The organism is Celeribacter sp. (assembly GCF_048259695.1).
Lineage (GTDB): Bacteria > Pseudomonadota > Alphaproteobacteria > Rhodobacterales > Rhodobacteraceae > Celeribacter.
In genome coordinates this window covers 1-15,262 of the sequence record NZ_JBLXHL010000021.1, presented here as the reverse complement: position 1 = coordinate 15,262, position 15,262 = coordinate 1, and the positions used below count along the sequence as shown (strand labels likewise).

Here is a 15,262-nt window from a genome sequence, read left to right as displayed (position 1 = left end):
TCTTGATCCGCTCCTCGAAACTCAGCTGAAGGTAACAACGACCCATTCCACATCCTCCATGCAAACTTCTGTTTTGATACAGAATTTGCACTTCGTTTGTGAATCCACCCGCTTACAAATAACGATCTTATAATTATATTTATGTATTATAATTCTGTAGCCTTAATGTAAGCACGACTGCGGCTAGCTTTCCCTAAATCACCACCGGTAATGGCGCGCTGTGTCACCAGCTGGGTCGCCTCACTTCGCCAGACAAATCCGATGCCCGACGGATGCTCGCAAAGCGGCAAAATGTTTCGCAAGAAGTTTCATGCGCTCGTTAGTCAGATGATAACCGGAGGCGCACTGTTCATGATCATCCAGTACGCAGTTGCGGGCTGTGCGACACGATACGCCGCCGAGGCATGGTTGTTGCCAAGATGCTCCTTTAGGATGAGTCATAAGTGAAGTAGAAGACCCAGGCTCTGCGATGCCATTCGAAGGATCTTTCCCGACATGATTGACGACAAGACTGTCGTGATGTTCCCCGCCCGTCAAAATAAGGCGGACAACCCCTATTTGCACATTCTGACCTCGGCCTTAGCTCAGGCAGAAACCCGGGTTGTTCCTTTTTCTCCTTGGCAATGGTCACAGCCAACCGAGGTGTTTCATATCCACTGGCTTGAGGCTTTCACCTGGAACCGGTTTGCCAAGCGCAGCATGATTGCCCGCCGGATTCTGGCTGAGCGTATTCTCGATCACGCCCGAGCGGTTGCTCGGCGCGGGGGCAAGGTGGTTTGGACGGCGCATAACATCGCTCCGCACGACGGATTTCGCGACGATCCAGTGTTTCGAGCGTTTTCAGAAGAAATGCTGGAGCTCATCACTGATGTCATCTCCATGAGTCGACCGGCGCAGGCTGCGCTTATCGACCGCTATCCGCAACTTGCGAAGGTACGGCACGAGGTCATTCCGCATCCGCACTACCGGCAGTATTTCGAGGGCCTCGACACCCATACACCGGAGAGTTGCGAAGCTGCGTCGGCGCTTGACGGGAGATTGCTGCTGGTCTTCGGCATGATCCGTCCCTACAAGCGAGTGCCCGAAATCGTCGAGGCTTTTAGGGGCCTCCAGGGACAGAACCGGATGGTGATCCTAGGTGGTGGTCACGAAGACGAATGCGCCCGCGTCCGGGATGCCATGCAGAACGATCCCCGGATCGACTTTCGTCAGGGCCGCTATGAAGATGCCCAGTTGCGGGATTTGCTGCGCCGCGCCGACCTTTCTGTTTTCAACTTTGACAACATCCTCAATTCAGGCTCCGTTCTCACGGCCCTGTCTCTCTCCTGCCCCGTCATTGCTCCGTCTCACGATGTGCTTCTGGAATTGCGCGACGAGGTGGGGGGCGAATGGATGCAGCTCTTCGAAGGTTCACTGACTGCAGAGGCTATCAGGTGCTCGCTCGAAACACCGCGCGTAGCGCAGACACCGGACTTCAGCGCGTCGGACCCTGCAGTCATCGCCCACAAACATGCGGAATTATACTTCGGCTAGTACTGAGGTGTTTCCCGAGAACTCATACGTTTCAGCTCATCCGCCCTATTCTTGCCTTTCAGAAACGGCAGAAGATTGGTGTTTCTGATCAGCCGAGACAGGTAAAAAAGACTTCCGGTCTTATTGAGGTGATTGTCGTCTTCATAAAGAAATTCACCTGTTTCCGGCGCTTGGGTCAGGCATTCATTCCGGTCGCAGAACAGCGGAATAGCACTCAGGAAAAGTACTTCCGGGGAGGTCGCAATACTGGAAAGGAGCGTCTCGGAATACGTCAGACGGCGCCTCACTTCTCCAGGGATGAGCCCCTGGCAGCGCTCCCGGTCGGATGTGGTTTGGCCCAGCCAGGGGAGGATCGCCGCGCATCTGGCAAGGTTGTTGCCTGTTGGTGGAATCTGCCCCAACAGAACAAGACGTTTCCCAGAGGCGGTGATTGCCGCGACCGTCTTGCTAAGACTCTCGTCAAAGACCCGGCGGCTTCTCTCCAGCCCCAGTTCCGGCGTGAGATCGTCCACCTGAATGTAGTCTATATGGAGCAGTGTTAGACCGTCCATATCGGTTTCGCCGGTGGCCACGCCCCAGCGGGAGGTCAACACCACGGCGTCATAATCGCCGTTGACGGCCAACAGCTCGGTAATTGCGCCAGCCGCTACGCAGCTTTGATCCGGCGCATGGTCGGTTTCACGTTGGATGGTCAGCCCAACCAGCGGAGGGCACCCCGTCACGCTGACGAGATCTGCGGAAATCCCCTCGACGGCGAGCAGATGGCGCACCCCAGTCATCATGTGGCCTGCATGGCTGTCCCCCAGAACCAGAACACGCGGCGCGTCTGGTGTCGCTGCTGACACGCGCAGCGTGCGGAAGTGCCCCTGAGTCCCGATCCCGGGAATCTCGCCTGACGCCGGAGCCGCTCCGGTCGATAACATGGCCAGAAGTTCCGGCTTACGCGACTCTGGGTCGAGCTTGTATGCAAGAGATGGGATGATCAGTAGGCTGGCCGCGACCGTGATGGCGGCAAAAAATGGCAAGTTTGCCCGCTTCTGCCCCGGGACCACCGGATGCCGAAACGGCTTTTCGACAAAGTGGTAGCTCAGGGCGGCGAGACCCATGGCCAGAGGGAGCAGAGCCAGTCGCAGCAGCAGCGGAAGTTCCCCGGGCGACCGGTAGAGCGTATAGACGAACAGCGGCCAGTGTACGAGGTAGAGCGAGTAGCTGATTAATCCTATCCATATGACTGGCCGGGCCGTAAGAAGATTTCCGAGCACGCCTCTCGACCCGCAGGCGATCACTAGAACAGTGCCTATGCAAACAAACAGGCTTCCCAGCCCGGGAAGTTGTGAATGCTCGTCGAACCAGACATATCCGAACAGAATGACCAGCATGCCAAGAAGTCCTGCAACTGTCTTGGCCCTCGAGCTCAGCCGGGGCTTCAGGTTGTCATAGTCCGGTGTAGTCCCGAGCACTGCTAAGAGGGCGCCTGCAAGCAGTTCGAACGTCCTGAACGGCAATAGATAATAGACAGCACTCGTATCCCAAGCATACCAATATTCCGCTCCCAGAATACTGAATAGGAATAGGGTAGCCATTGCAGTCAGCAATGAGCGCGGCCATGCGAACAGAAGCAAAAGTAGGGTCGGCCAGAGAAAGTAGAATTGCTCTTCGACGGCAAGCGACCAGAAGTGCAGGAGTGGTTTGAACTGTGCGCCGGTGTCGAAATAACCAACCTCGTTGTAGAAGTTGATGTTCGCCAGTGGCAGGATCGTGAACGGGACTGAGCGAAGAAAGCTGTACAGGTCCTTGTCGGCGAGAATTGGGTAAAACGCAGTGATCGACACGGCAATCGTCGCCAAAGCGGCAGGCATTAGTCGTCGCAACCGCCTGTGGTAGAACCGGCGATAGCTGAAACAGCCTGTAGAGATTTTCTCGCGAACGATCAGCCGAGTGATCAGAAAGCCGCTGATCACGAAAAACACATCCACCCCCAGAAAACCGCCAGACAAGCCGGGCAAACCGAAATGCGCCCAGAGCACCCCCATCACGGCGATGGTTCTCAGTCCGTCGATATGCGGTAGATAAGCTGATTTGTGGGGATCTGGCTGGGACATGCAGGTCTCAAGGGGTTAGATCTGTTGTTAAGAGCCCGGCGACGGTATCTGACGGGCCTTCACCGGCAATCCCCGTAAGGATGTCCCGCATTTCGCGGCGGAACCGCTCCGGCCCATAGCGCCGTTCGTAGAGTTCGCGGGTGGCCGTCCGCATTGTCCTCAACCGCCCGAGGGAGAGATGCGACAACGCATGCCCAAAGGCGCCGGTGCTGAGTTCCGGTAGGACAATCCCGCTTCTGCCGTCCTCGATCAGTTCCCCCATCCCACTTACATCTGCCAGCATGATGGGGGTGCTCGCCCGTAGGGCCTCGATAAGGACCATCGGCAGTCCTTCCCATCGTGATGGCATGATCACCATGTCTGCGGCCGCGTAATACGAGGTGATCTCGGTTGCTGATATCCAACCGTGGAAATGTATGCCCGCTGTCAGGTGTTCCGGCAGTTCAACCTGCTCATCAACACTTGCACCAACTACATGCAGGGTCAGTGCAGGATTGCTCTTGCGGGCCATGGAAAAGGCCTCAAGCAGGATATCCAGGCCCTTCTGGCGTTCGAATCGCCCCACGAAGAGCAGGTCGAGCCCACCGCCCGCGCTGTTGTAGGGATTGGGTCCGGGCAGTCCCCCGAGTTCCGGCATAGCGTTCTCGACCACCGCATGTCGCCCTTTGTAGCCCTGCTCTTTCGCCATGCGCCTATCGTTTTTCGCAATATTGAGGACCAGATCTGAAAGACCAAGGAGACGCCCTTCGCAGGCCCTGACCAGCGATCGCTTGAAGGCTTGGTCGGGATACCGCAACTGAGCCCAGCCATGCGGGCAATATACAAACCGCGCCCTGACCCGGCTCATCCGCATCCAAGCGAGGGCCCCGAGCGCATAGGTAGAATGGCAGAAGATGATGTCGGGGTTAACAATGCGGGCGTGTCGCTCCGCTGCGCGGCCCATGGCTGCAACCGCCCGTATCCCGCGCTGTGGGCGCGGAAAAGTCACCACATCCTTACCCGGTCCAAGCTGGTCGACATGCTCACGGGGGACCACGAAACTCGAGCGGAAGTCTTTGCCGCAGATCTCGTCGAAGATCTTGAGGTAGGTACCGACCCCGCCCTTTATGGTTTCGGCAACATGCATGATCTTTAGGGTCATTGTCACTTCCATGACACTTGATGGGAGGGCCCGCGTGGACAGGAAGCCTGGTCCACGATACGGTCGATCAGACCACCGAGACCGGAGTTCCGGTAGTGGGTCGAAAACAGCAGAGGTGCCGGATCGGTGTCGTAATTGTCCGGCCACCTAGCAAGCGGAGGCAGGTCATGGAACAGCGCATCATCAGGCCGCCACACTGCCTTGAGCTTGTAGTCCGCCACCCGTGCCCGGTTCATGGGCTGTTCGTTGCACAGGATACGCAGGCCGAGGGCTCCATATTCCAGAAGTTTCGTCGGCGTCTGGTGGGTGTGCGGGAAATGGTTCGGGAAAAATCCCAGAGCCACGCCGCAGTTCTGCAGGAGGTGGAAGACCTCACGCTGCTCGACGCGGCCCGCGAAGACCAAGTTGGGAACCCCGTAAAACTCTTCATCGAGCCCATCTTGGGCTGAACCGATCAGTAGCATCCTGCAGTCGGGCGGCATGGTGTCCACATATTGGCGCAGTACTTTCTCCATTCCGCGCTCTCGGCTCATCACGCCGACATAGGCAAAATCATACTCCGGCTGTGCCACCGGCTTGCTGCGGTATTCCAGCACGTAATCGCTCACCGAAATGTCGATGATGATCGTCTCAACACCGTCGCGAAACTTCATCACCGACTCGATCTCATCCTTGGATATGCGGGCGTCCGGACGAGCATTGAGATGACGCTTAAGCAGGTCCTTGAGCCGCCGGCCTCGCCCGATCGAGAGCGAGCGGTAGTCGTGGATGGTGAACTTGCAAGGCAGGTTTCGCCGATACATCCCCATAAGATGCCAGCAGATGCACTCACCGATGTCCGGGCGCGCTGCGGCGCTCTCGTAGGTTTCGTCGAAACAGTCGATGCGACCCTCGAGATGCGCCTTGAGGGACTTGTTCATCGGGTACATCGCTTCGCTACGATGGATGAAAAGGAGCTTGGGGCGCTGCGTCATCAAGCCTCTCCGGTCGTCGCAAGGACCAGGTCGATATTGCGCGCCGACAAAGCGTGAATGTCATTGAGCCGACTGCGCACCACGTCGGCGATCTCGTTATGCCGCAAGAGCCTGTCGGCGACGGTTGCCGAAAAGACGTCGGGCCGAACCAGATCGTTCACGTCCAGCGCCATGTCCGGAAGGCCGAATAGGTCGAACAGCCCCCGCACCTTGCCTTGGAAGTCAAGGATCATCGTTGCTGTGCCAGCCCCCAGAGACGCAATGCCCAAGTGCATCCGCCCGGTCACCGTCAGGTCGACTTGACGGCAAAGGTACTTGATGTCTCGAGCGCGGATGGTTTCGGAAACGAAATGCACTTCTGCATCGCTATTCATCCCGTCGAGAACGGCCTTCATCAGTCTAGCGTCCGAATGACCGGGCCGGTTATCATGAGTTAGTCCAAGAAACACGCAACCGGTTTTTTCGGCGATCAGATCCAGACCAGCCGAGATCTTCGCAGCGGTCTCTTTCAGATCAATGCCGGGAAATGCCGAGATAAGCCCCAAGGGATTGGCATTGATCGCGATAATTTTCTTCCCTGCACGGCGCCATTCAGAGATCCGCGCATCTGCGCGCTCGCAGGCTTCGGTCAGCGGAGCATCGGGAATGGGTAGCAGAAAAGCCAGATCAGCACCGTTTTCATGGGACTTGCCGACCACCTTTCCGATGCGCTCAGCTGACAGCGGATCACGGCAGCAATAGCTGAAACCGACGCATTCCCGACGCATGTAATCGGTGATCGGAGCGATCGCCTTGTCGGAGAAGCTGAATCCGAGAACATGGACGTTGAGACCTGCTCGTTCCGCTTGCCGCGCAAGGAACAGGCGGCGGAAACTGCGGGTTCGGGAATAGCGTCCATCAAGAATATCGGCTCCCAGAAGAATGAAATCCGTGGCGGTCTGGAACAGATCTCCGAGACGGTCACAGACCTCCAGCGAAGGGGTCTTGGAGAAGAAGCCTTCAAGGCAGACAATATCGGTTTCGAAATCTCTGTAGCTTTCCATGTCTCCGGGCAAATGGGTGATCAATGTTATGCGTGCACAGGAAGCACGGGAGCTCAGTTGCGACACAACTGAGGTGACCATGGCTTCGTCGCCAAGGTTGCCGACATCCGATGGTGTCAGGATTACGAAATGGCGATCTTGCAATCGCTCTGCCGCAGGGGCCTGCACCAGTCGAGTAGGAGCAATCGCAGCGAGATAACGATCAGACAGGTTCCAGAAAGTTTGCTTTAGTACGGGTTCTAGGGGCATGACGTCATTTCCTGAAGGCCAACGGAGTGTGGGGAGGGGGGGAACAGGGAACTGGCCACCTCCCCTGCGAGAGGCGGGCAATCATTCAGCGGCAGCATCATGACCGATGCTCTCCTGAATGCGGCGTCCTGAAATAGCTAAAAATCGTTGTATCGATGCCCAGACGAGTACGCGTCAGGATCAATCCTGCGCCACCAAGAATGAGCATCGAAACGAAGTTGGCTATGGCACAGCCCAAGGGGCCATAAAGCGGGATCAACACTACGTCGAGCGCAATTTGTGTCCCTAGTGCCACCCAAAGGATGCGGCTCGCCGTCCGCTCCTGATCGCAAAGCGTCATGATTATTGAGCAGGGGCCGCAGATCATGGTAAAGAAGACGCCAAGCACATAGAACCGCAGTGGCCAGGCACCAATGGCAAACTCTTCGCCGAAAACACTCATGGCCTGTTCAGCAAAGAGCAACAATCCTGCAGTCATTAGCAGCCCCGAGCCCATGAAGATTGTGGCGAGCTGGCGTGCCTGACGCTGAACGGTAGCCATATCGCGCCGGCCGTAAGCAGCCGCGAGACGCGGCTTGAATTGCAGGATGGCTATGGCCCGCACCAGTCCGGCCATTTCGGCCAGGCGGGTGGCGATGCGCACCACGGCGGCTTCGGACGGGCTGCCAAAAATTCCGATTAGCAGCACGTCGATATGCTGGCCGATCACGAATCCCAGCGTGATAAGGGCAAAGCTCCAGCCTGACTGCATCAGGCGGTAATGATCCAATTCCGGACGTACGACACCGGGGGCAGGCATGAGCTGAGGCAACAGGCCACGCGCGAGCCAGAATACTGTCAGCGTGCTGAGTATCGTTGCCACAGAAAACAATGTCAGGAGGGTGCCAAGCTCCGCCGCCCAGCCAAGCGCCATGAAAATCCCCACCCCGAGCACCATGGCCAGCGGCTGTGCCATCTGCGACCCCATGAGGGAAGCGCCGGGGCGGTGATCTCCGAGCAGCAGAGATTCGATGAATTTGCGACCAACCATGAACGGCACCAGCGCAAATACCCAGATCAATGCTGGGGTGTAGACCCCACCCAAATCGGTCACCGCGAACAGCAGCGTTCCCATCAACGCTGACAAAAGCGACAGTATAAGCGTGAAACGTTGGGCGAACAGATATGTAACCACCCAGCTGCCAACCTGCGCTGCCCTTTCCCTCCCGACGCGGGCCAAGTCACGCATCAATACCTGATCCAGTCCCATGGTGATTGCCAGCATCGCGATCGTTGCAACCGAGACCGCAAAGGAGAATTGTCCGAACACCTCTGGGCCGAAAAAACGGGTCAGCGCGATGGTCTGTAGGAAGACGATCGCTAGGGAGAAAACACGTAAACCCAGCAGCCCGGCAAGCCGCCTTGCCAGGGATTTCAAGGAAGGACTCACCGAATCACCCCCGCGATCTCTCGCCAAAAAAAATCTTGCCGCGCAAGCAGTTCTCGCGCCAATTCGCGACTACGAGCACTACCCGGCCCCCATATCCGGCCCTTCATCAGGTGGCCCCCTTGCTGCTCGTCCATCACCGCAGAGCCCGACACCCGACTGCTTACACTGCCAACAACTTGTCGGAACGATACAATCGTTGCCCTCGCCCCCTGCTTAGCGGCGGTATACGCACTAGCCAGCTGAAGCTCAATTCTGCAATGCAGCAACAGGCCCGAGCTCTACGCGCTTTGTGATCTCGTGCGTGTTGCATGTGCACAAAGCACAATGTTGGTTCGAAACCCACCCCCGCCGCGTTCACCTGAGCTCGTCGCGACTTGCAAGCAGGCATCCGACCCGATAAGCGAAGAGCTTAGTAGCTTCCCCCGCTGCGACACGCTCCCCTGAAGCCGATGCCACGGAGCAGATGGAATGACTCGCACTTTCTCCCAGAGATACGAATGGATCGACGCAGCAAGAGGGCTTGCGATTCTTTTTGTCGTTTTGTGGCATATTTCCCTCTGGCACTTCGAAATGTCCGGCGAATGGTCGCCGCTATTAAAACCAGTGGTGGATTTCCTACGCGACATCCGGATGCCGCTGTTCTTCCTAATTTCAGGCTTCCTAGCTAGGAAGCTAATAGAAAGGCCGATGAAGGATAGCCTCGTGAGGGTAGCCAATATTTACTTCGTCTTCGTTTTTTGGAGCTCTATGGTTGCCGTTAAGGCACTTGCCCTTGGAGGGGCAAGCTTTCCGCAAGCTCTCTCGCAACTATTTTGGACGTTATTGCTTCCGACGGGATATTGGTATCTTTGGGCGATCGCCGTCTACACTCTTGTAACCCGACTGATAGTTACAGATAAAATCACTTCTAAGTTGGTCGCTCTGATGATAGGCCTGACTTTATTCTATTCAGCCCCTGAGATCTCCGAAATAACCAGAGCATATTTTTCTCCGATCCTTAAACATACTTTTTTCTATGATGTTGCCCTGAATTTTCTATTTTTCGTCTGCGGAACTATGGGAACTGCGACGACCGCAGCGATCATATACAACGTAAAGCTGCCGCGGCGCCTCCTCATTATAGCGGGCTGCCTTTTTACAGTGCTTATCCTGCGCTTTTCATCTTGGGAAACTACGGCAAACCTTATCCTTCGATACAGCGTAATCGCAGCGATCCTGCTTGCCGTTCCGCTTGTGACAGGATTGGTAAGCCGGGTGCTCCAAGCACTCGGAAGAATGACTATATATATATATATTTTCCATCCCATATATATGACATTTTCCGGCATTATCATCCTTCGACACGACGTCTCCAGATACCTAAGCTTTATGCCGATCGAACTTTCCATCTTTCTGCACTCTATTATCGCAATTTTGGGCGCAATTATTTTACGATCCGCTGCACAAAAGTTGCACTTCGCAACATTGTTTGAAGGGCCTCTAAAAAAGGACGGCACAATCAAGTCCCCTCTTAGCTTTAGCACCGGAAAGACTTGATGTCGGCGAACGCTCAGAAAAACAGAAGTGGGACTTTCATGGTCAGAAAAGCAAGCCTGCTGCAGATCATGATCCTGCTTGCCTTCTCTGTACTTAGTCTCAGCGGTGGTGCGAGCCCCGATAGTGAGCGCATCGCAGAACTCGCCGAGAGCGGCATTGAGCGGGGTGGCAGCTACGGCCTGACTGCACAGATACACGCGATGATTCCCGGCTCGATTCTGCCTCTGGTGGTCTATATCGTCGGGTTTTTCTTCATGCTTCTATGTGTAAGAAACATCAGAACGCCGCTGCACGCATGCGTCATGCTTCTACTTATAGTTCCCCCATCCACGCTCGCTATCGACAACTTTCAGAAAGATCTTCTCCTTGCCCCATTTGTGACCTTTGCGGCACTCATGCTCGGTAGGGAGACAAGGCCGGTTCTGGCAGTCCTTTGGATACTGCTGGCCTATAGCCTCTATGCAGCGTTTTTCCGATCCTACTACTTCATAATTGCAGGTTTCTTCGTGTATTTTTACTTCTTCAGGCAATCCTCTAACTTTGTCCGCTTCCTGATCGTTGCATCCCTGCCCCTCATCTTAATGTTGACACCGGTCGAGTTTCTTGTCGCGCTGCAGGAGCCAAGGGATACAGTCAACACCATTCGCTTCCTCCGCGGAGGCTCCGAGATCTCCAGAACTATGTTCTGGAACCCCGTGGAGATTGAGGGTCCATTTAGCTTTCTCGTCAACTACGTCTACGCCGCACTGCGACTGAACCTTTCTGTGTTGTTCACGCTAGGCTTAAAGGAACTCTTCTTGGCCGCGAATGTGGCGATCTATTTCTTCTGCGCGCTCTGGACCTACCGGCATGGTAGAGAACTCGAGAAGATCGCCTGCGATCTGTTTGTGGGGCATGTCGTAGTGCTGATGATGTTTGAGCCCGACCTAGGTTCCTACGCCCGGCACCTATCCTGCACGCTGCCCTTCGCAGCTATTACAATCTGCGCTTACTTCGAAGCTCACCCATGGCGGATCTCATTGGCCTCGAATCGCCCGTTCCATAAAATGGCCGGACCATGATGCAAGCACAAAAAGCTCTACGAACGGCCAAGAGCGTGTCGCATAGGACACCACGGGTTGCGACACGGTTCTGGAAAGAGCTGACACGGCCGCGTAACTGACCGTAACCAGCCTCCGGCAAACCCAGGGGATCCACCGCATCAGTTCAAAGAAACCGAGACTAAGATCTGCTCATGTTTCCTGAAATCGAGGGGTTCTCCTCCTGTGGGATGCATATGGATCGTAACCACCAACAATCCATGGTAGACGGCGGCTAAGATAAGTTGCGCTGCTCCAGTGCGGTTCCGGAGAGACCCCTTGAACGATATGAAACGCTTCCAGAAAGGCATGCCAGCCTCTACGACTCCAGACGAGGACATCTTCGACTTGGGTGCCCTTTTTGCAGCGCTGTGGCGAGGCAGGGCCTCCATCATCTTTGTTGCTGGGATGGCGGTGCTGGCTGGCGGGATCTATGCATATGTCCTCGCCACGCCTATGTATAATTCCACCGCTGTGGTCATGCTGAATAACCGAGAAGAACAGGTTGTAGAGCTCGGCAGCGTGGTCGGCGGCCTGGGCTCTGATAGCTCTGTCGTCAACACCGAGGTTGAAGTCCTCAAGAGCCGGGTCCTCTTGGGCAAGGTGGTCGATGAGCTCGGTTTGGTTGAGGATCCGGAATTCAATGGGAGCCTTAGACCGCCAAGCCAGTTTACTCGATTCAAACGTTTCGTGAAGAGAGTGATCCTTCCTTCCGCAGACTTCTCGCCTCCTAGTCCAGCGATACAAAGAGAAGCGACGATCAATGCACTGCTAGGCTCTTTAACCATCACCAACATCCCGAAGAGCCTCGTTTTCAATGTAACTGCACAAAGCGAAGATCGGGAGAAGTCTGCCCGTATCGCTGACGCGTTGGTCGATCTCTACATTCTTAACCAGCTCGAGGTGAAATTCGAAGCTACCGAGCAGGCTACGACTTGGCTAACAGAGCGGGTCACTGATCTTCAGGTTGCGCTTGAAGAAGCCGAAAGTGAAGTCAAGGATTTCCGTGCCAGCACACCACTGGTCAGCCCCGAGGCGCTGGAAGGGCTCGAGATCCAGGTCAAGGACACGCGCGACCGGATCGCCGGCATGGAAGCCGCGCAGGAGGCCGCACAGGCTAGGGTCACGGCTCTCGAGGCCGCCGAAACGCCGCAGCAGAAGGTCGAGGCGACCAATGATCTGCAGTTGCAACGCATGCTGCCGCGGGTCGATGAGCCGGCGATCGCGCAGAGTTTCAAGGCGCGCTTCGGGCAGCTCGCAGCCCGCGCACAAGCCGAATTGACGCGCAACACCAGCCAGCTCGCCGCACTGCGAAACTCGCTGGCAGAACTTGAGCGCCAAACCGAACAGCAGAGCCAAGACCTCATCACGCTGCAGCAGCTTTCCCGCGAAGCTGAAGCCAGCCGCTTGCTTTACGAGTACTTCCTGTCGCGACTGAAGGAAACCTCGGCACAGCAGGGTATACAGCAGGCTGATAGCCGCACAATTTCACCTGCCGTTGTCCCAACCGGTCCGGCAGAACCTCGTAAGTCTCTAATTATGATTGCTTCTGCCATGCTTGGCTTAATACTCGGGGCAGCATTTGTGCTCTTCCGAGAAGCTCGCAGCAATACGCTTCGAACCGCCGAGCAACTCGAGAGCACGACGGGGTACGCCACCATAGGTCAGTTGCCGATGATCAAGGCCAGCCGCCGCAAGGATGCGATCTCCTACCTAAAGGAGCGCCCCTCCTCGGCCGCCGCGGAAGCGGTGCGCAACCTGCGCACCTCGGTCATGCTCTCCAACGTTGACACGCCGCCCAAGGTGATCATGACCTGCTCTGCGCTGCCCGGCGAAGGGAAGACCACGGTTGCTATGTCGCTCACGCTGAACTTCGCCTCCATGGGCAAAAAGGTGCTGCTGATCGAGGGTGACATACGCCGCCGGGTCTTCGGCCAGTACCTAACCACTGAGCAGACCGACGGCGTCGTTGCGGTGCTCACCGGCACCAAGAGTTTCGACGAAGTGGTCACCCACGACGAGCTTTTCGGCGCCGACGTGTTGATCGGTGACAAGGGCCAGTCCAACGCCGCGGACATCTTCTCCTCGGTGCGCTTCGCCGAGCTGCTGAAGGAACTGCGGAGCCGCTATGACATCATCATCGTCGACACACCGCCGGTTCTAGTCGTGCCGGATGCGCGGGTTATCGCGCAGCACGTTGACGCCACGGTCTTCGTGGTCAAATGGGACCAGACGCAGAAGGACCAAGTGATCGGCGCGCTGCGCGAGTTCGAAAGTGTCGGCAAGCCGGTTAGCGGCCTCGTCCTCAACCAGATCAGCCCGCGCGGCATGAATCGCTATGGCTACGGCAACAACTACGGCCCCTACTCTGCCTACGGCGCGAAATATTATCTAAACTAACCGCGGTCAGACAGGCCGGACACGGAAAACCCCGCCGGGCCGCAGGGCCGGGCGGGGTTTACTTTTGAGCTATGTCTTCAGCAGGTCAGTCTAGACGCGCAGCGGTCGAGGTGATCAAGGATGGGGTGATCTGTGTTACCACGTTGCTCCAACGGGTCACCGGCTGCTCAGCCACGAAAATCACATCATTGGGACGCAGTTCGAACCGCGTCGCCAGCATGAAGTTCGCAGCGTTGCGACCATCCAGTTGCCAAGCGGTCAGCGCTCCGAACTCGCGCGGGTCAGGCGAACCGCGTAGCACGTAAATCTCGGCCACATTACCGGTACGCGTTGGCACGCCACCATTGGAGTAGAGTGCATCAGCCAGCGTAGCTGTGCGTCCGAAGGGCAGAGGGAAGCGTGCCTGGCTCTCCACTTGACCAGTCAGGTAAACATAATCGCGCTCAACAGAGTCGAGCTCTAACCGAGTCATGTAGTTATCGCGAATTTCTCCCAGTTCGCCGCGACGCAAGCTCACTTCAGTCTGCAGTTCGTTTAGAGCAGCCTGACGCATACTTTGCTTAAACTGGGCGAGGCTGATTTGCTCCTCGAAATAAGCTTGCGCCCTATCCAACGTATACTCTGTGTCAACAAAGATCGCGTCTCCGTCGATCAGCTGAATCCGAGATAAGCGGCTGTTAGAATAAAGCTCGCGCAGCGGAATTTGATAAATTGTGCCATCCCGATACAGCCGGATAGAAGCATAATCTTGGTCTTCTGCTGTTACACCGCCTGCGGCAGACAGAGCCGCATCCAAGTAGAGTGGTGTAAGCGTAATTGGAGCGACCGTTGGCGAACCTACAGCACCTCCGATCGAGACCTTCTTAGAGTTGAACTCCGCAACTTCGAGGCTGAAAGTCGGGTCGATCTGGTTCTCGACCAGTCGCTGGAACAGGCGGTTCTCGGCTTCCTCGAGCGTGGTGCCGGAGACTTGCACGCGGCCGACGTTGGGGATCGCGATCGCACCGTCGTCCTGCACCGTGTAACCCTGCCGGGAGTTCGAGGCAGCGAGCAGCCCGGTCAGTTGTTCGACCGTCGAGCCGGTCTGCGGCGTGGCCAGCAGCAGTACGTCGCCGATGCCGATCGTATAGGGCGCCTCGGGCACCGCCGGCGGCACCCTAGTTTCAAGTGCATCAGGCCGTCGTTGAAAATCGACCACCGGTTCCGGAACCGGGCCCGCACCACGTGGCGTCCCTCCGCTACCTGCATTGGCGAAGAAAACTGCGGGCAGTTCCCTAGGGCTATAGCTCGAGCGGTTCGCAGCTAAAACAGTTTCCGGCGTGATCTCCAGCACGCGCACCTTCGTATCACTGGCGCTGATGGGATTCACCGACGGTGAGTTGTAGGCGACGCCGCAGCCGCCCAGCATCAGAAGGCCGGTCACGGCCAGGCTGCTCAAGGCCTTTTTGCCCATGTTCTTCCTCGTGAAGATTGTGTTCTGGCGGGGTCAGGCCCCTTGCGCGCAGATTAGATGGATTTGCCCCGACAGGCCATGCAAGACCCCACGAAAAAGGCGGACCCCGTAAAGGTCCGCCCGATTTCGTCTCAACCTGTGGCGGAATTGACGAGCCGCTGGTCAGGCGCCTCAGTTCGTGCCCGAGGTTCCGGTCGTGGTCGTGGTGCCGGGCTTGCCCTTGCCCTTGTCACCGCCGGAGGCAATGGCGGCGATCCCGCCTACGGCCAGCGTGCCGAGGCCCGCGGCCAGGAGAGTGCCCGAGATGCCGGCAAAGCCCGCGG

The 15,262-nt window shown here is 56.8% G+C and carries 10 protein-coding genes; 4 read left to right on the top strand and 6 right to left on the bottom strand.

Annotated elements, in window-relative coordinates; translation table 11 throughout:
- Positions 1-495 precede the first annotated feature (495 nt).
- Positions 496-1,533 carry a glycosyltransferase gene (locus tag ACN0Q0_RS16195; RefSeq protein WP_343505056.1) on the top strand — a complete coding sequence of 346 codons (1,038 nt, stop codon included), beginning with the start codon at positions 496-498 and terminating at the stop codon, positions 1,531-1,533.
- Here the strand turns inward: ACN0Q0_RS16195 and ACN0Q0_RS16190 are convergent.
- The 5 genes from ACN0Q0_RS16190 to ACN0Q0_RS16170 form a co-directional block, all read right to left on the bottom strand.
- Positions 1,530-3,635 (bottom strand): acyltransferase family protein, encoded by a 2,106-nt coding sequence (locus ACN0Q0_RS16190; protein WP_343505057.1) that lies wholly within the window; start codon positions 3,633-3,635, stop codon positions 1,530-1,532. The two genes, ACN0Q0_RS16195 and ACN0Q0_RS16190, sit on opposite strands and share 4 nt — an antisense overlap.
- A 7-nt stretch (positions 3,636-3,642) precedes the next feature.
- Positions 3,643-4,776: a glycosyltransferase family 4 protein gene (locus ACN0Q0_RS16185; RefSeq protein WP_417244333.1), complete on the bottom strand. Its 1,134-nt coding sequence runs from the start codon at positions 4,774-4,776 to the stop codon at positions 3,643-3,645.
- A gap of 2 nt (positions 4,777-4,778) precedes the next feature.
- Positions 4,779-5,750 (bottom strand): hypothetical protein, encoded by a 972-nt coding sequence (locus tag ACN0Q0_RS16180; protein WP_343505060.1) that lies wholly within the window; start codon positions 5,748-5,750, stop codon positions 4,779-4,781.
- On the bottom strand, positions 5,750-7,042 hold the full coding sequence (locus ACN0Q0_RS16175) for a polysaccharide pyruvyl transferase family protein (protein ID WP_417244332.1): 1,293 nt from the start codon (positions 7,040-7,042) through the stop codon (positions 5,750-5,752). The genes ACN0Q0_RS16180 and ACN0Q0_RS16175 overlap by 1 nt, the downstream gene beginning before the upstream one ends.
- A gap of 97 nt (positions 7,043-7,139) precedes the next feature.
- Positions 7,140-8,459, bottom strand: coding sequence for a lipopolysaccharide biosynthesis protein (locus tag ACN0Q0_RS16170; RefSeq protein ID WP_343505063.1), 1,320 nt, complete (start codon positions 8,457-8,459; stop codon positions 7,140-7,142).
- A 480-nt stretch (positions 8,460-8,939) separates the two neighbouring features.
- Between ACN0Q0_RS16170 and ACN0Q0_RS16165 the strand changes: the two genes are divergently transcribed.
- The 3 genes from ACN0Q0_RS16165 to ACN0Q0_RS16155 all read left to right on the top strand — a co-directional run bounded on the left by ACN0Q0_RS16165 (position 8,940) and on the right by ACN0Q0_RS16155 (position 13,486).
- Positions 8,940-10,007: an acyltransferase gene (locus ACN0Q0_RS16165; RefSeq protein ID WP_343505064.1), complete on the top strand. Its 1,068-nt coding sequence runs from the start codon at positions 8,940-8,942 to the stop codon at positions 10,005-10,007.
- 38 nt (positions 10,008-10,045) lie between these two features.
- Positions 10,046-11,068: a hypothetical protein gene (locus ACN0Q0_RS16160; protein WP_417244331.1), complete on the top strand. Its 1,023-nt coding sequence runs from the start codon at positions 10,046-10,048 to the stop codon at positions 11,066-11,068.
- A gap of 306 nt (positions 11,069-11,374) precedes the next feature.
- Positions 11,375-13,486, top strand: coding sequence for a GumC family protein (locus tag ACN0Q0_RS16155; RefSeq protein ID WP_417244334.1), 2,112 nt, complete (start codon positions 11,375-11,377; stop codon positions 13,484-13,486).
- A gap of 85 nt (positions 13,487-13,571) precedes the next feature.
- On the opposite strand, the gene ACN0Q0_RS16150 is transcribed toward ACN0Q0_RS16155, so the two are convergent.
- Positions 13,572-14,939, bottom strand: a complete 1,368-nt coding sequence (locus tag ACN0Q0_RS16150; protein ID WP_343505066.1) for a polysaccharide biosynthesis/export family protein — start codon at positions 14,937-14,939, stop codon at positions 13,572-13,574.
- Positions 14,940-15,262: the final 323 nt, after the last annotated feature.